The sequence below is a fragment of the Variovorax sp. Root318D1 genome (genome assembly GCF_001424835.1).
Taxonomy (GTDB): Bacteria; Pseudomonadota; Gammaproteobacteria; order Burkholderiales; family Burkholderiaceae_C; genus Variovorax.
On sequence record NZ_LMCQ01000012.1, the window covers coordinates 444,287 to 461,069 of the forward strand.

General features: G+C 67.3%; 13 protein-coding genes. 3 read left to right on the plus strand and 10 right to left on the minus strand.

The annotated features are described in order from the left end of the window. Window positions 1-12: 12 nt before the first annotated feature. From ASC78_RS12220 to ASC78_RS12230, 3 genes are read right to left on the minus strand one after another with little or no spacing between them, the layout of a single operon-like run. A complete protein-coding gene (locus ASC78_RS12220; protein WP_055801268.1) occupies window positions 13-1,185 on the minus strand; it encodes a phospholipase A in 1,173 nt (390 codons plus the stop codon). Beyond that, a complete protein-coding gene (locus tag ASC78_RS12225; protein WP_055801271.1) occupies window positions 1,182-1,646 on the minus strand; it encodes a hypothetical protein in 465 nt (154 codons plus the stop codon). Before ASC78_RS12225 ends, ASC78_RS12220 begins: the two co-directional genes overlap by 4 nt. Then, window positions 1,643-3,748, minus strand: coding sequence for an ATP-dependent helicase (locus ASC78_RS12230; protein ID WP_055801274.1), 2,106 nt, complete (start codon window positions 3,746-3,748; stop codon window positions 1,643-1,645). Before ASC78_RS12230 ends, ASC78_RS12225 begins: the two co-directional genes overlap by 4 nt. 122 nt (window positions 3,749-3,870) lie before the next feature. Here ASC78_RS12230 and ASC78_RS12235 point away from each other — a divergent pair, with 122 nt between their 5' ends. Further along, entirely contained in the window at window positions 3,871-4,893 is a 1,023-nt protein-coding gene (locus tag ASC78_RS12235; RefSeq protein ID WP_055801279.1) for an AEC family transporter, read from the plus strand. A gap of 24 nt (window positions 4,894-4,917) precedes the next feature. Here ASC78_RS12235 and ASC78_RS12240 read toward each other — a convergent pair whose 3' ends face one another. After that, on the minus strand, window positions 4,918-5,571 hold the full coding sequence (locus ASC78_RS12240) for a hypothetical protein (protein ID WP_235505070.1): 654 nt from the start codon (window positions 5,569-5,571) through the stop codon (window positions 4,918-4,920). A 236-nt stretch (window positions 5,572-5,807) separates the two neighbouring features. On the opposite strand from ASC78_RS12240, the gene ASC78_RS12245 reads away from it, so the two are divergent. After that, window positions 5,808-6,020, plus strand: a complete 213-nt coding sequence (locus ASC78_RS12245) for a hypothetical protein (RefSeq protein ID WP_055801282.1) — start codon at window positions 5,808-5,810, stop codon at window positions 6,018-6,020. An 18-nt stretch (window positions 6,021-6,038) separates the two neighbouring features. Here the strand turns inward: ASC78_RS12245 and ASC78_RS12250 are convergent, their stop codons facing one another. The 6 genes from ASC78_RS12250 to ASC78_RS12275 form a co-directional block, all read right to left on the minus strand. Next, window positions 6,039-8,114 carry a primosomal protein N' gene (locus ASC78_RS12250; RefSeq protein WP_055801284.1) on the minus strand — a complete coding sequence of 692 codons (2,076 nt, stop codon included), beginning with the start codon at window positions 8,112-8,114 and terminating at the stop codon, window positions 6,039-6,041. A gap of 465 nt (window positions 8,115-8,579) precedes the next feature. Further along, on the minus strand, window positions 8,580-9,689 hold the full coding sequence (gene hemE / locus ASC78_RS12255) for a uroporphyrinogen decarboxylase (protein WP_055801286.1): 1,110 nt from the start codon (window positions 9,687-9,689) through the stop codon (window positions 8,580-8,582). Window positions 9,690-10,015: 326 nt separating this feature from the next. Next, window positions 10,016-11,362, minus strand: a complete 1,347-nt coding sequence (locus ASC78_RS12260) for an MFS transporter (RefSeq protein ID WP_055801289.1) — start codon at window positions 11,360-11,362, stop codon at window positions 10,016-10,018. Window positions 11,363-11,461: 99 nt separating this feature from the next. Then, window positions 11,462-12,154 carry a thioredoxin family protein gene (locus ASC78_RS12265; RefSeq protein WP_200934300.1) on the minus strand — a complete coding sequence of 231 codons (693 nt, stop codon included), beginning with the start codon at window positions 12,152-12,154 and terminating at the stop codon, window positions 11,462-11,464. A 91-nt stretch (window positions 12,155-12,245) separates the two neighbouring features. Beyond that, window positions 12,246-14,468 (minus strand): protein-disulfide reductase DsbD family protein, encoded by a 2,223-nt coding sequence (locus tag ASC78_RS12270; protein ID WP_200934301.1) that lies wholly within the window; start codon window positions 14,466-14,468, stop codon window positions 12,246-12,248. A 52-nt stretch (window positions 14,469-14,520) separates the two neighbouring features. Further along, on the minus strand, window positions 14,521-15,270 hold the full coding sequence (locus ASC78_RS12275) for an alanyl-tRNA editing protein (RefSeq protein ID WP_055802145.1): 750 nt from the start codon (window positions 15,268-15,270) through the stop codon (window positions 14,521-14,523). A 137-nt stretch (window positions 15,271-15,407) separates the two neighbouring features. Here ASC78_RS12275 and ASC78_RS12280 point away from each other — a divergent pair, with 137 nt between their 5' ends. Next, window positions 15,408-16,769: a PQQ-dependent sugar dehydrogenase gene (locus ASC78_RS12280; protein WP_055801292.1), complete on the plus strand. Its 1,362-nt coding sequence runs from the start codon at window positions 15,408-15,410 to the stop codon at window positions 16,767-16,769. The last annotated feature ends 14 nt before the right edge of the window (window positions 16,770-16,783 follow it).

A 16,783-nucleotide genomic window follows, 5' to 3' on the forward strand; every position in this document is an offset into this window, starting at 1 on the left:
CCCGCGCGCGGGCTAGAAGTCCACCAAGCTCAGGCCGATGCTGAGCACCGTGCGCTTGCGGTTGTAGTCGACCAGCGTGTCGCCGTAGCCATGGAACAGCTGCGTGTGGAAGCGCAAGTTGCTCGCGGTCGAGTCGCCGATGGCCTTGAGCCATTCGAGCCGGACCGAACCGCGGCCGGTGTCGCGCAGGTTGTTGCGCACCGTGATGCCCAGCGTGTTGTCGCGGTTGAAGTTCCAGCGGCCCGTGATCTCCGCGCGGCCGATGTAGTTGGAGATGTCCGGGTTGTCGTCCTTCGCTGCGTCTTCCGACAGCCGCTGCCAGATGCGCCCGGTAATGGTGAAGCGATCGTCGAGCTCGGCGCCGCCCATCAGGTAGACGCGGTTCCAGCTGCGCGACAGGGGCAGGCTCTGGCCATTCGACTGGTGCACCAGGCCCACGCCCGCATAGCGCCAGCGCCAGCCGCCGGGCAGGTTGAAGTCGAGCGGGTAGACATACATCAGCTCCGGCTCGTGGTCGGTGGTGCGGAACGGCCGCGAGACCGAGCCGTTGAAGAGCTGCCAGGTCGACTGCTGCGAGTATGCGAACCACAGCGAGTCCTTCTTGGCCGGCTCGTTCTGCGTGAGCAGGCCCTGAGCGACCTTGGTCCGCACGGAAAGGCCGATGCGCATTTCGTTGGCCTGGTAGGCCACGTCGGACCCGTTGTGGCCGTTGGAGGGCGACGTGGGCGTTTCGGGCTTGCTGCTGGCGGCCGAAGCCGACACGTTCAGCGGGCGGTAGCCGCGGAACACGAAGGCGCCGCAATCCGTGCCGTTCTCGAGCTCCCAGAAGCGCGACAGGATCGAATACTGCCGGTCGCGGCAGCCTTCGCTGGTGGCGACCGAAACCACGCGGGTGGCGGGAATGGAGGCGTCCACCGGCGGAGGCGGCTGTGTGCTGGCCAGCACCGGCGGTGCCACCGGCACCGAGACCGAAGGCAGCGTCTGCTGCTGCGTCCAGCGGTCGAAGCAGGCCAGGCGCGCTTCGTTGTTGTTGCCGAGCGCGGCGCATTGCTGCCAGGTCAGCTGGGCATCGGCCAGCGGGCTGCGCGGCCTGTCGACCGCCTGTGCCTGCGCCGGCGCCGCAAAGAGGCCGGGAGCCAGCAGCAGGCCTGCGGCCAGCGTGGTGCGTAGATGGATTGCGTTCATTGATCTCGTGTGGGTTCCGTCTTTTTCAGCGTGAAGGGATGTGTGCTGTCGTCGGCGGCGTTGCGCCATGTGCCCTTGAACTCGCGGCCGCACGAGTCCGGCTGCAGGGAGCCCGACCACACGCCGCTGATACTCCGGCCGTCGAGCGATTCGTCGATGGCGAGCTCGCCCTCGTCGTCGACGTCGCCCGCGAGCTGGGCCACGGTGGTGCGCGCCGAAGGTGCGGCCGCCGTGCGCGTGATGGTGCCGCGCACGCCCGCGTAGTCCGGGTGCTTGCCGAGCCGCACCAGGGCCGCATTGGGCAGGCCGTCGAAGCGCGCCTGCCAGTCGCCATAGAGTGCCTCGACGGGCAGGTCTTGCGCGGTGGTCGGGCATCCGGCCTTGGCCGCGTTCCGGCCCCCGGGGCCGGCGCAGGCCGTGCAGAGCGCCGCCACGAAAAGAAGGGCGAGCGGTGCTTTCATGGTGCAGAGGCGGCGGCTGCTGCGGCCGCCGCGCTGTCCTGGGCCTTGCGCGCGAACTCAGCGCGCAGTGCCTTGAGTTTTTCGCGCGGATCTTCCCGCGTGGTGGTCTTGTCCAGGCCCATCTCGGCAATGAATCGGCTCGGTACGCAGGGCACCATCTCGCGGCCCTGCTTGCGCTTCTTGGTCCAGCTCACCGCAAGGCTGCGCTGCGCGCGGGTGATGCCCACGTACATCAGGCGGCGCTCTTCCTGCAGCCGCTGCAGCGTCTCGTCGCTCACCTTCAGCTGGCGGCCGTTGTCGTCTTCGAGCTTGAAGGGCAGCAGGCCCTCGGTCACGCCGATCAGCATCACGTGCGGCCATTCGAGGCCCTTGGAGGCATGCAGCGTGGAGAGCGTCACCACGTTCTGGTCCTGCTCGCGCTCGCTGATGGTCGAGAGCAGCGAGATGGTCTGCGCCACCTCGAGCAGGCTCTTGCGCTCGCTCTCGATGTTGTTGTCGGCGCCCGAGGCGTCGTCGATCACGCCGCCGGCGCGCTGCGACATCCAGTCGACGAACTCCAGCACGTTGGTCCAGCGCGCGGCCGCGGCCTGCTCGCTGTCCTCGCCGTCGTACAGGTGCTTCTCGTAGTCGATCTCCTTCAGCCAGTCGAGCATGAAGGTGCGCGAATCCTCGGCGCCCATGGTGCGGCGCGCGCGGTATTCCAGGTCGTTGATATAGCGGCCGAACTCGTGGATGCCCTCGAGCGTGCGCTTGGGCATGACGCTCGGCAGCGACGGGCTGAACAGCGCCTCGAACAGGCTCAGCTTGTACTGGCTGGCAAAGGTGCCGAGGCTCGCGAGCGTGGTGTGGCCGATGCCGCGCTTGGGCGTGGTGATGGCGCGCAGGAACGCCGGATCGTCGTCATTGTTGACCCACAGGCGGAACCAGCCGCACAGGTCCTTGATTTCGGCGCGGTCGAAGAAGCTCTGGCCGCCCGACACCTTGTAGGGGATCTGCGCCTTGCGCAATGCCTGTTCGAACACGCGCGCCTGGTGATTGGCGCGGTAAAGAATAGCGAAGTCGCGGAACTCCTTGTACTGCTTGCCTTGCGTGATGGCATCGCCCGCGCGAAGGCTGACGATGCGCGCCACCGCGCGTTCGGCCTCGTGCGCCTCGGAGTCGGCATCGACGATACGCACCGGCTCGCCTTCGCCCAGTTCGGAGAACAGCGTCTTCGGAAACAGCTTGGGGTTGGGGCCGATCACGTTGTTGGCCGCACGAAGAATCGCGCTGGTCGACCGGTAGTTCTGCTCCAGCTTGATGACCTTCAGGCTCGGGAAGTCGACCGGCAGCTTGCGCAGGTTGTCCAGCGTGGCGCCGCGCCAGCCGTAGATCGACTGGTCGTCGTCGCCCACCGCGGTGAACCGCCCGCGCTCGCCGGTCAGCGCCTTCAGTACTTCATACTGGGTGGCGTTGGTGTCCTGGTATTCGTCCACCAGGATGTGGCCCAGCGCGGCCTGCCACTTGGCGCGCACCTCGTCGAAGTCGCGCAACAGCTTGAGGGGCATGCCGATGAGATCGTCGAAGTCGACGCTCTGGTAGGCGGTGAGCCGCTCTTCGTAGCGCGCCATGATGCGCGCGGTGATGCGCTCGTTGTCGTCCGCCGCGGCCGCTTCGGCGTCTGCGGCATTGAGGCCCATGTTCTTCCATTTGCTGATGGTCCACTGCCAGATGCGCGCGGTTGCCGTGTCGGTCGTGCCGCCAGCGTCCTTCAGGATCTTGGTGACGTCGTCGCTGTCCAGGATGCTGAAGGCGGGCTTCAGGCCCAGCACCGCGCCGTCTTCCCGCATCATGCGCACGCCCAGCGCGTGAAAGGTGCAGATCACCACGTGCTTCGCGTCGCGCCCGATCAGGTCCTTGGCGCGTTCGCGCATTTCGCTGGCGGCCTTGTTGGTAAAGGTAATGGCCGCAATGCGCTTGGGTTCGAGTCCGGCCTGGATGAGCCGGCCGATCTTGTGCGTGATGACGCGCGTCTTGCCCGATCCCGCGCCCGCCAGCACGAGGCAGGGCCCGTGCAGGTAATTGACCGCTTCTTGCTGTGCGAAGTTGAGACCGGAGGACATGGAGAGTGGGGACGGAAGGGCCCGCAGGGGAACGGCGGACGCAAAGCGCGCAATGATACGGGGCGCATGTATCTGGAAAGGCCGCACGAGTTCACGATGCGGGACGCAACGACAATAGCCCCGTGCTGCCTGTATTTCTCGTAACTTTTCCTTTCTTCGCATTGATCGCGGCCGGCTACGGCGCCGCGCGCGCCCGCGTCCTGCCGCTCGATGCGATTCCGGGTCTCAACACCTTCGTTCTGTACTTCGCGCTGCCTTGCATGTTGTTGCGATTTGGCGCCGGCACGCCGATCGGGCAACTGCTCGACGGGAGCGTTGCGCTTGTCTGGGGCTTGGGCGCCCTGGCGGTGGTGGCTGGCGTGGTCGTCTTCACCCGCAATGCACGCATCGGCTGGAACGACGCCGCCTTCGGCGCGCTGGTGGCAGCCTTCCCGAACACCGGCTTCATGGGCGTGCCGCTGCTGGTGGCGCTGCTCGGTGCGCAGGCCGCGGGGCCGATCATCATCACCATAGCCTTCGACCTGATAGTGACCTCTTCGCTGTGCATTGCGCTGTCGCGCCTCGACGGAGTCGACAGCGGCGCTGCGCAGCACGGCCCTAGGCAGGCGGCGCGCCAGGCCCTGCGCGGCGTGCTGGTCAATCCCATGCCGTGGTCGATTCTGCTGGGCGTGCTGCTGTCGGCCGCGCGCTGGCGCCTGCCGGGGCCGGTGGAGCGCACCATTGCCATGCTGGCCGATGCGGCTTCGCCGGTGGCGCTCTTCACCATCGGCGCGGTGCTGGCGCGCTCGGCCCTGCTTGCGCGTGAGCACGGGGCCAGCGCGGCGGTGGCGGCGGCCATGGGCACCCGGTCGGCCGTTCCGCCCAAGGCGCCGCTGGCCGACGTACTGCCGGTGGTGCTGGTCAAGCTGCTCGCGCATCCCGTGCTGGTCTGGGCCCTGGGGCAGGGCGCCATCGCGCTCGGCCTGCCGCTTTCGTCGTCGGCGCTGATGGTGATCGTGCTGGTGGCGGCGCTGCCAAGCGCCAGCAACGTGTCGATGCTGGCCGAACGCTTCGGGGCCGACAACGGCCGCATCGCGCGCATCATCCTGTGGACGACGGTCGCAACCTTCTTCAGTTTCCCGCTGGCGGTGGGGCTGCTGCGCTGAACCGGGGCGCCCCGGCCTCAGGCATCAGGGTGTCAGCACGCCAAGCTTGAAGGGGTCGGCGTCGGGCAGGCGCTCGCACTTGGAAAAATCGCGGCCCTGGCTGCCGTCGCAATAAAACGCGTTGTAGATGAGTCCGAACAGCGTGGGGCTGGCCGTGAACAGCACGCCATGGTCGGGCTGCCAGTTGTCCTTTGCCGACCCGGCGCTGGCCTCCAGCTCCTTGGCCGGTGCCGCCGCCGCGATGGGCGTGAAATCCGCCAGCGTCTTGTGGGCTTCGTCGCCGCGCCAGCGCGACGCCAGGTCGGTAGCCGAAGGCCTGGTCGCCACTGGCAGCAGCACGCCGTTCACCTGCAGGCCGTAGCCGAAGCGGTGTGTCTTGCCGGCCAGAAAGGCATAGGCGCATGCGGCCATGCACTGGCCGCGGACCTCAGTGTCCACGCCGCTCGACCGGATCGCGTCGGCATAGGCGCCGGCCGCGTCGGCGGTGCCGCCGAACGAATCCTCGAACACCACGGTGCGCACGGTGCCCTTGGCGAGGTACTGCGTGAAGGTCTTGATGGCGCTGCCATCCAGCATGCCGGACACCACCAGCCGGCTGCCCTGCAGTTCGAGTTCGGCCGCCGGGCATGCGAGGCATGCGAACAAAAGAGCCGGACCGAGAAGTAAAGGCAGTTTCACGACAACCCCTGCAAACCAGCGTGCTTGCTGATGCGCGGAGCCGGAACGGGCTTCGCACAGCGACAGCTTGCGCAGCCAGCCGGGGCTCGGTCAACCTCTTTTTCAGAATATTTCCGGCTTTGCGACCGGCCGTAAGACATACCTACTGGTATTACCGTTATTACTTCAGATGAATACTTGTGTTTTCATTGCGCCTGCTAGAGTGTTTGCAAATCAAAGTATGAATGGGTAGCACGATGACAATACTTGTTCGTGTCCTGTTGTGGCTGGCATGGATTGCTGGCGTGAGCTGGTTCTGGCACGCCGGGGAGCTCGGCACCGGGACTTCGCTGGCGCTCGGCGCCCTGAGCCTCATGGTGTTTGCATGGCCCGGCAGCATTGCGCGGCGCCGCAGTACCGAACTGCGCTATATCGACGTGAGCAAGGAGCCTGCAGGCCTGCACCACTGACCGCGCGGTGCGCACGGCTCAGATGCTGTGCGGATCGACGTCGACGAGCCAACGGATCACGCCCTTGCCTTCGGGCGTACGCCGCAACGCATGCAAGAGCGGCTGCCAACCGGCCAGCAGGCGCTGCAGCGCGGCGCGCGAAGGGCTCTCGATCAGCATCTGGGCTCGTTCCACATTCGCCACGCGCTGGATGGCGAGCGGCACCGCCGGGTAGCGCACCACGCGGTCAGCACCTTCCAGCGCATCGGCGGCCGAACTCGCCGCATTCAGGAAAGCCTGTGCGGCCTCCTGCGTGCGCGCATCGGCCCGCAGCAGCGCCTGAAACGCGAACGGCGGCATGCCAGCCGCGGCGCGCTCCTCCAACTGCTGCCGCGCGAAAGCGGTGTAGTCGTGCCTGCGCAGCGCGGCAAAGAGGGGATGCTGCGCATGGTGCGTCTGGATCCACATCTCGGCCGTGGCGCCCTGCGCCGCCAGATACGCGGCATCGCGGCCGGCCCGGCCGGCCGATTGCATCAGCAGGCTGAACAGCCGCTCGGGCGCGCGAAAGTCGCTGGAAAAAAGCGCGCCGTCGGGGTTCACAGCAGCCACCAGCGTGATGCGCCGGAAGTCGTGTCCCTTGGCGATCATCTGCGTGCCGACCAGCACGTCGACCTCGCCGGAATGCACGGCCGCAAGCTGCGATTCGAGCGCGCCCTGCTTCTTGGTGCTGTCGGCGTCGATGCGCGCGATGCGCACCGCACTGCCGTCCGGCCGCTTGACCGCTGCGAACAGTTCGGCCAGGTGCTCCTCGAGCCGCTCGGTGCCGCGGCCCACGGGTGCGATGTCGGGGTTGCCGCAGGACGGACAGGCGCGCGGCACACGCTCGGTAAAGCCGCAGTGGTGGCAGCGGAGGGTGCGGTCGATCTTGTGGAACACGCGATAGGCGCTGCAATGCGGACATTCGCTCTTCCAGCCGCAATCCGCGCAGGCCAGCACGGGCGCGTACCCGCGCCGGTTGAGGAACACCATGCTCTGCTCGCCGCGCGCAATCCGCTGGCCGATGGCGTCCAGCAGCGCGCTGGAGAGCACGGTCTTCGGCGGCTGCAGGTTCATGTCCACCAGCCGCACCGCGGGCAGTTCGCCAGCGCCAATACGCGATGGCATGGCCAGCCGCACATAGCGTCCGCCCGGGTCTTCGCCTTCGGCGGAGCGGCTCTGGTGCCAGCTTTCGAGGGAGGGCGTGGCCGAGCCGAGGATGACTTTTGCGCCTTCGCGCTGGCCGCGCCACACGGCAAGGTCGCGCGCCGAGTAGCGTGCGCCTTCTTGCTGCTTGTAGCTGGGGTCGTGCTCCTCGTCGACCACGATGAGCTTGAGCCCTGGTATGGACGCGAACACCGCCATGCGCGTGCCCAGCACGATGCGAGCGGCCCCGCCGTGCGCCGCGAGCCAGCTCGCGAGCCGCTGCGGGTTGGTCATGCCGCTGTGCAGCGACACCACCGCCTCGTCGCCAAAGCGCGCCTTGAAGCGTGCTTCGAGCTGCGGCGTCAGGTTGATCTCGGGCACCATCACCAGCGCCTGCGCGGCGGCATCGCGGGCGAGCAGGTCGGCCACGCAGCGCAGGTAGACCTCGGTCTTGCCGCTGCCGGTGCTGCCGACCAGCAAAAAGGTGCCGGACTCGGCTTCGATGCGGGCCAGCGCGGCCGTCTGCTCGGGGCTCAGCCCGATCGGGTTTGCGGCTTCGGCGGTATCGGCCACCGGCCCGGTCGTCGCCTTGCGTTTGAGCCGGCGCGCCAGTTGCGTGGTCGTGAGGTCGCGCAGTTGCGGCGGCAGGGCGGCCAAGGCAATTTCGCCGATGGAGCGCTGGTAGTAGCGCGCGGCAAAGGCGACCAGGTCACGCCAGGCGTCGCCAAGCGGGGCCAGTGCATCGAGCGCGGCGCCGACGGGCTTCAGGGCCATGTCGGGCTCGGCGCCGTCGAGCGGGGCCGCGTCGTTCCAGACCACCCCCAGCACCTCGCGCCGTCCCAATGGCACCCGCACCAGGGTGCCGGGCGTGAGCGGCATCGCACTGGCGTAGCTCAACAGGTCACCGAGGGCCGCGTGCGCCGGCGTCTGCACGGCAATATCGAGCCGCCAAACCGATGCAACGGGCGGCGCTGCCTCCGTCGGGAGGTCAAGGCTGGGGATTGGAATGGACGTCCTCGTTGGCAAGCATTGTTAATGCAAATTTGAGCAAAATCACTTAAGTTGTTGATTTTCCAGTGCTTTGGCGGCCATCCAGAGTTTCTGTGGATAACTTTGTTGACAACGCGGCCCGACGGCCCGCCAAGCCTTGTAAATCAAGCGCCTGACTGGGTTGCCCTCAAAAAAAGCAAAAGTCAATTGCTATATAAATCAACAACTTACGGCTGCTACTAGTTTGTGAGCAAAGCAGGCGGTGCTTCAGATGATCTTGCGCACTGCAGCACGTCTTTTGTGCATAAGTCTGGCCTCCTACACCCTTTTTAGGCTTGACAAACCGCTGCGAATTGATTTTCAACGGCTGCGCCCGTTCTGGGCCGCCCGGCGCGGAAGTTACAAGTCTCAGCGGCGCAGGGCGCGTGATTGGGCGTCCACCGCCTCCACCAGCGCCGCCACGTGATCCGGCGGCGTGAACTGGCTGATGCCGTGTCCCAGATTGAAGATGTGGGTTGGCCCCGGCTCGCTGGGGTCGGTGTGCGGTTTGCCAAAAGCATTCAGCACCTTGGCCACTTCGGCATCGATCTGTGCGGGCGGGGCGAACAGCACGTTGGGATCGATGTTGCCCTGCAGGGCCTTGGCCTTCTCATCGGTGCCTTCGCCGACCAGACGGCGCGCGGCCGCGAGGTTCACGGTCCAGTCGACGCCGAGCACTTCGCAGTCGAGCGCGCGCATGGCCTCGAGCCACAGGCCACCGCCCTTGGTGAACACGATGCGCGGCACGGGCTGGCCGTCGGCGCCGTTGCGCTTGAGGCCGGCCAGCACGCGGGCCGTGTAGGCAAGGCTGAATTCCTGGAACGCGCCGTCAGCCAGAACGCCGCCCCAGCTGTCGAACACCATCACGGCCTGCGCGCCGGCGTCGATCTGCGCATTGAGGTAGGTGGCCACCGAATCGGCATTGACTGCGAGCAGCCGGTGCATCAGGTCGGGGCGGCTGTAGAGCATGCTCTTCACGAGCCGGTAGTCGCTGGAGCCCGCGCCTTCGACCATGTAGCAGGCGAGCGTCCAGGGGCTGCCCGAGAAGCCGATGAGCGGCACCCGGCCGTCCAGCGCCTTGCGGATCGACGCCACGGCGTCGAATACGTAGCGCAGCTTGGCCATGTCGGGCACCTCGAGTGCCGCAACGGCTGCTTCGCCCTGCACCGGCCGCGCAAAGCGCGGGCCTTCGCCGGCCTCGAAGGACAGGCCCAGGCCCATGGCGTCAGGCACGGTGAGGATGTCGGAAAACAGGATTGCCGCGTCCAGCGGATAGCGCGCGAGCGGCTGCAGCGTGACTTCGGTCGCGTAGTCGACGTTGGTCGCCAGCCCCATGAAGCTGCCGGCCTTGGCACGCGTGGCCACGTATTCGGGCAGGTAGCGTCCGGCCTGGCGCATGAGCCAAACGGGCGTGTGATCCGTGGCCTGGCGCCAGCAGGCTCGCAGGAAAGTGTCGTTTTGCAAAGGGGCGAAAGGCATGTCCCGATTGTCGCAGGGGGACTGTGCTTTCTTTTCGAGTGCTGCTGTTCTGCGCTCTTGTTTCAGGGCGCTGGTACTCCCCTCCGCGAATGTCCCCCGCCTTCGGCTCCTCCTTTATTTCGCTGCGGGGAGCACCCGGCGCCCTGTGCACTGGGGCACGCTGCTGGTGTACCGCTGATCAACGACTGCCCTTTGCAACGCTCCCGCTGGCGGGGTGCCTTGCGCAGCGAAATAAAGGAGGAGCCCGAAGGGCGGGGGACATTCGCGGAGAAAGGTACCCCGTCGGCGGGAGCGCACCCCGAACAAGGCACTTGAACCAACGAAACTCAGACCACCGGCACGCGCCGCGAATCGGCTGGGCTCACGTTGCGCCGGTAGAGCATCAGCGTGGCGACGAGCCCGCAAACGGCGGCAGCCGTCATCCACAGGCCCGGCGCGCCCTTGTCGCCGGTCATCTCGATCAGCCCGGTCGCAATGGCCGGCGTGAAGCCGCCGAACAGCGCCGTTGCGAGGCTGTAGGCCAGCGAGAAGCCCGCCGTGCGCACGTTGACCGGCATTACCTCGGTGAGCGCCACCACCATCGCGCCGTTGTAGCTGGCATAGAGGAACGACAGCCACAGCTCGACCTCGAGCATGCGCCCGAAGCTCGGCGCGCCCACCAGCCATTTGAGCGACGGGTACGCGGTGAAGATGGTCAGCACCGTGAAAATAATCAACAGCGGCTTGCGGCCCACGCGGTCGGACAGCGAGCCCATCACCGGCAGCCAGAAAAAGTTGGAGACCGCCACGCACAGCGTGACGATCAGCGCGTCGGTCGTGCTCAGGTGCAGCACCGACTTGCCAAAGGTGGGCGTGTAGACCGTGATCAGGTAGAACGACACGGTGGTCATCGACACCAGCATCATTCCCGCCACCACGAGGCCCCAGTTGGCCACCATCGACTGGAAGATCTCGCGTGCGTCCGGCCGGTGCTTGCGCGCCATGAACTCCTCGGTTTCCTGAAGCGAACGGCGAATGATGAAGAGCACCGGCACGATCAGGCAGCCGACGAAGAAAGGAATGCGCCAGTAGAAGTCGCCGATCTCCTGCGAGGTGAAGGTCACGTTGAGCCAATAGCCGAGCGCCGCCGCCACGACGATCGCTACCTGCTGGCTGGCCGATTGCCAGCTCACATAAAAGCCCTTGCGCCCCGGCGTGGCCATTTCCGACAGGTAGACCGAAACGCCGCCCAGTTCCACGCCGGCCGAGAAGCCTTGCAGCAGCCGCCCGATCAGCACCAGCAGCGGCGCGGCGAAGCCGATGGTGGCGTAGGCCGGTACGCAGGCAATCAGCAGCGTTCCGAGCGCCATCAGCGCGAGCGTGACGATCAGGCCCTTGCGGCGGCCCACGCGGTCGACGTATGCGCCGAGAAAGATTGCGCCCAATGGCCGCATCAGGAAGCCCGCGCCAAAGGTCATGAAGGTCAGCATCAGCGAGGCGAATTCGTCGCCCGCCGGGAAGAAGGCCTTCGAGATCTGCGTGGCGTAGAAGCCGAACAGGAAGAAGTCGAACATCTCCATGAAATTGCCGCCCGTCACGCGCAGGACGGTGGCCAATTTCGAGGAGGAGCCGGTGCTTGAAGCAGAGGCGCGGGCGGCCGTGCCCGGTTGCGCGCTGGAGTGCGCAGAATTCATCTCGTTGTCCCCTTGGGCGATGTAATGCACCAAGGGTAGGCCGGGGTTCCCGACCGCTGCCTGACCGCGCGAGTCAGGTAGCTGTCACTCGCGACTTCTTCAGCTCTTGTATTTCACCGAGCAACCATAGGGCCGCGTCGAGGCCGCCGAGATCGGCTTGCCCCCTACGGCTTCGCCCAGAGCCTGGCTCACATAGTTGGTCGCTGTCTTGATGTCGTCGGGCCGGGCCGACGCGATGCTGTCGATGGCGCCCGCGTACACCAGCATGCCCTTGGGGTCGATGATGAAGATGTGCGGCGTGGTGCGTGCGCCGTAGGCCTGGCCGATCACACCGTCTTCGTCCATCAGCACCGCGGTGGGCGACGCCTTTTGCGACTTCATCCATGCGTCGAGCGCGGCGGGCTGCAGGTAGTCGCTGGCCGCGCGCTCGGTGGAATTGACCGACAGCCAGACCACGCCCTTGGCCGTGGCGGCCTTCTGCGTGGCGGGCATGTTGCCGCTGTTGTAGTGCTTGCGCACGAAGGGGCAGCCCGGGTTGGTCCACTCGAGCACCACGAACTTGCCGGCGAAATCGGACAGCTTGTGCTTGGCCCCGCTGGTGTCCACGGCAACGAAGTCGGGCGCCTGCTGACCCACGGCGGGGGCGGCGAAGGCGTGGTTGCCCATCAGGAAGGTGGCTCCCAGGGCCACGGCGGCGGCCACGACGGCGCGGCGCGAGGCGCGGCTGAGCGCGGCGCGGGCCTGGCGCGCGGCGCGGATGGAACGCGAGTCGGAAGATGGCGAAACTGACATGGCCAGCTAGAACTCCAAAATAAAAACGAACAACGGCGACAGCTTAGAGCGCTTTGCTCATGTGCGTGTGACAACCCATGTCACACCGGGGTCAAAGTGAGGCCAGCGCCGCGCGCACCTCGTTCTTGCCAAGAATTTCGGTCAACACGATCGGCGGCTTGCCGGGTACCTGCAGCACGTACAGCGGGACCCCGCTGCGTCCAAGCGAAGTCAGCGCCGCCGTGATGGCAGGATCGCGGCGCGTCCAGTCGGCCCGCAGCATCGCGACCTTCTTGCTGTCGAAATCGGCCAGTACGTCGGCATCCGCGAGCGTGGCCTTCTTGTTGTATTGGCAAGTCACGCACCACGCGGCCGTGAAGTCGATGAACACCGGCTGCCCCGCGCCCGTGAGCTCGGTCACGCGCGCGGCAGACCAGGGCTGCCAGCGTTGGCTGGTATTGGATGCAAGCTTGGCGGGTTCCACCGTCTGCAGCACGTTGCGGCCGATGGCGGCGGTGAGCACCGCAGTGAAGGCGACCAGCACCGTGGCAATGACCAGCCGTGTGCGGCCGCGCAGCGTCAGCGCCCACACGATGGCGGCCATGCACACCAGCAGCGCGAGCAGCGTGCCGGCACCGTCGATCCCGCTTTGCTGGCCCAGCACCCAGACCAGCCAGGCCACCGTAGCGAACATGGGAAAAGCCAGCAGCCGGCGCAGCGTGCCCATCCAGGGACCAGGCTTGGGCAAGAGCCGCGCAACGGCCGGAACGAAGCCGGCCACCAGGTAGGGCAGTGCCAGCCCCAGGCCTAAAGCGGCGAACAGCAGCAGGGCCTGCGTCGCCGGGAGCCCGATCGCAAAGCCGAGCGAGGCGCCCATGAACGGGGCGGTGCAGGGCGATGCGATCACCACCGCCAGTACGCCCGAGAGAAAGTCGTTCGCGATCGGGTGCCTGGCCTGCGCCGAGCACAGCGAAGACGGCGCCGCGCGGCCAAACTCGAACACGCCCACGAGGTTGAGGCCCATCAGCGTGAACAGCGCCGCCAGCGCCGCCACCACGGCCGGCGATTGCAGCTGGAAGCCCCAGCCGAGCTGGGCGCCCGCCGCACGCAGCGCCAGCATGGCGCCGCCCAGAGCGAGAAACGAGAGCATCACGCCCGCGGTGTAGGCCAGCCCCGCCGTGCGGTGCGCGCTGCGGTTGCCGGCCTGCCGTGCGAAGCCCAGCACCTTGATGGCCAGGATCGGGAACACGCAGGGCATGAGGTTGAGCAGCAGGCCGCCGAGCAGGGCGCCCAGCAACGCGACGGCGAAGGTGCCCGCAGGCTGCGGTGGCAGCGCGGTGGGGGAGCCCGAGGCGGCCGAGTTTGCCGCTGCATTGGCGGCCAGCGCAGCCTGCAGTGCAGGCGACACTTCGGCGCGCGGCGCGGCGGCCGCCGGCCAGGTGCCGCTGACCGGCGCCTCGGAGCGCCAGGCCACCGGCTGGCCCGGCTGCCGGTCGGGCTCGGCCAGCGCCACCACCAGCGGCAGGGTGGTTGGGCTGGCGCTGCGCTGGTCGGCCAGCGGCAGCGTGGCGGTCCAGGTGCTGCCCTGCCAGCTCTGTGTCCAGTCCTTGCCCGACTCCGCGGCCGTGCGGATCAGCTCGGGCGTCTCGGGGAAGAAACCCAGCGTCTTGCCCTGTGCGGCGGCAGGCAGGCCTTCGAGGCGCACTTGCAGCTTGTTGCCATCGACCTCGACGGCGCCCGCCTTGGCGAGCGGTTGCGGCTGGGCCGCCTGGGCCGCGTCGAAATCGGCCTTGTGCAGCGCCGTGGAGCCCTGCAGCGGCAGCGCGAGGGTGAACTCGCCTTCCTCGGGGATGCATTCCTTGCGGCACACCAGCCACGTGGCCTTGAGCCGGATGTCCATCGACGAAGCCCCCGCGCCCAGGGCCAGCGGCGGCTTGAAATTGCTCGACACCTCGAGCGGCACCGGCAACAGCACCGTGCCCTCGTAGCCGTAGTTGGCCAGCGTGCCGACGGGAATTTTCTTGGGCACCGGCCACGCGATCTCGCCGGCCGCAACGCCCGGCGGCAGCGTCCAGTTCAGTTCGGTGGGCAGGCCGGAATCGCCGGCGTTCTTCCAATAGGTGTGCCACTCGGGCTGGTGGGCGATCTGCAACCCGACCCAGACCGGTGCGCCCGGCATCACGCCTTCCGGCGCGTGCGCGACCAGTTCGGCGCGCACGTGAGGGGTAGTGACGACGGCACCCGGCTTGGATGACAGTTGGGCCGCAGCCGGCATGCAGGCTGCGGCGGTTGCTACAAGAAACGTAGCCAGGTGAAAGATGCGGGAAAAGATCATGCCGATAAGTCGGAGCAGGCGGGCGGTGCGAAGTTCCGGGCTTGGAGGGGCTTCAAGCGGCCCAGCCCAGCACCACGCGGCGGCTGTTGGCGCTCTTTTTCTCGATTTTGGTGACCATCACCGCGCCAATCTCTGCCGTGTTTGCAACATGCGTGCCGCCGCAGGGCTGGAAATCGATCTGCGCATCGCCGTCGCCGCCAATGCGGATGGTGCGCACGGTGCCCGTGCCGCGCGGCGGCTGCACGCTCATGCTCTTTACCAGCGCCGGATTCGCGTCGAGCTCCTCGTCGGTGATGACGCCGACCGTCAGCGGATGCGCCGCCTCCACCAGCCGTGCGAGGCCGGCGGTCAGCGCTTCCTTGTCGAGCGGATCGGTCATGTGGAAGTCGATGCGCGCGTAGTCGGGCGTGATCGAGCAGCCGTTCACCGGCACCGGCACAAGGTGGCACAGCAGGTGGCTGGCGGTGTGAAAGCGCATCAGCCTGTGGCGGCGCTCCCAGTCCAGGCGTGCCGTCACCGTGTCGCCGGGATTCAGTGCGGCGAGCAGTTCAGCCTGCCCCGGGGCCGGCACGTGAACGAATTCGGCGGTGGGCTGGCCTTCTTCGTTTTTTGCCTTGCGGGTGTCGGCAATGGCGATTTCGCGGCCATCGGCCAGCGCCAGCACACCGGTATCTCCGGCCTGCCCGCCGCCCAGCGGATAGAACACGGTACGGTCCAGCACGACGCCGGTATCGTCGATGCGCAGAATGCGGGCTTCGCAGGCGCGCAGGTAGGCGTCGGCACGGAACAGGTCGTCGGTCATGCGGCCGATGGTAGCGGCGATGCGCCGATGGGGTGCGCCCACGCCAGAAAGCGCCCATGACCGACAGCCCATCGCGGCGCCGTCCGCATGATCTGTGTCAATGCGGCCCGCCCGCCGCGACACACCAAGGAGCGCGAATGAAGGTTCCGAGCATCGCCGTTTCTTTCCTGGTCCCCATGGCCGCCGTGACCGCGGCGCTCGCGCTGGCCGGCTGTGGCGAAGCCGCCAAATTGCCGCCCGAAGCCACCATCGGACCGCGGCCCCGCCTTGCCGAGCCCCACAAGACTGTGATTCCCACCGTCAACGTGGCCACCGCGGTCGGCTGGTCCGACACCGCCGGCCCCAAGGCGGCCCAAGGCTTGCGCGTGAATGCGCTGGCGCGCGGGCTGGACCATCCACGCTGGGTCTACACGCTGCCCAACGGCGACGTGCTGGTGGCCGAGAGCAACAAGCCGCCCAAGCCCGAGGGCAGCGGCGACGGCGCCGGCGGGCCGATGGCCAAGTTGCGCAACTGGGTCATGGGAAAAGTCATGACCCGCGCTGGCGCGGGCGTGCCCAGCCCCAATCGCATCACGCTGCTGCGCGATGCCGACGGAGACGGCGCGGCCGAGGTGCGGCAGGTGTTCCTGTCGAACCTGGTTTCGCCCTTCGGCATGGTGCTGGTCGGCAACGAGCTCTTCATTGCCAATGCCGACGCGCTCGTCAAGGTGCCCTATACCGATGGCCAGACCTCGGCCAGCGCCGCGCCTACAGTGGTCACCCCGCTGCCCGCGGGCATCAACCACCACTGGACCAAGAACGTGATCGCCAATCCTGACGGCACCAAGCTCTACGTCACGGTCGGTTCCAACAGCAACATCGGCGAAAACGGGCTTGCGGCCGAAGAAGGCCGTGCTGCCATCTGGGAGGTCGACGTGAAGAGCGGCCAGAAGCGCCTGTTCGCCAGCGGCCTGCGCAATCCCAACGGCCTGGCCTGGCACCCGGAGACCAAGGCGCTGTGGACCGTGGTCAACGAGCGCGACGAAATCGGCAGCGACCTCGTGCCCGACTACCTGACCTCGGTGAAGGACGGCGCCTTCTACGGCTGGCCCTGGAGCTACTTCGGCAATCACGTGGATGAGCGCGTCAAGCCGCAAAACCCCGATATGGTGGCCAAGTCGGTCGTGCCCGACTACGCGCTCGGCTCGCACGTCGCCCCGCTGGGGCTGGCTTTTTCCGACGCGCGTGGCATGCCGGCCCAGTTCGCGAGCGGTGCCTTCATCGGCGAGCACGGCTCGTGGAACCGAAAGCCCAAGTCGGGCTACAAGGTGGTGTTCGTGCCCTTCGTCAGTGGCCAGCCGAGTGGGCCGCCGGTCGACGTGCTGACCGGTTTTCTCACGGCGGACGAAAAGGCGCAGGGCCGCCCGGTGGGCGTGGCGCTCGACAAGGCGGGTGCATTGCTGGTGGCCGACGACGTGGGCAATGTGGTCTGGCGCGTCTCGCCCGCAAAGCCGCAGTAGGCGCCTCGCCAGCC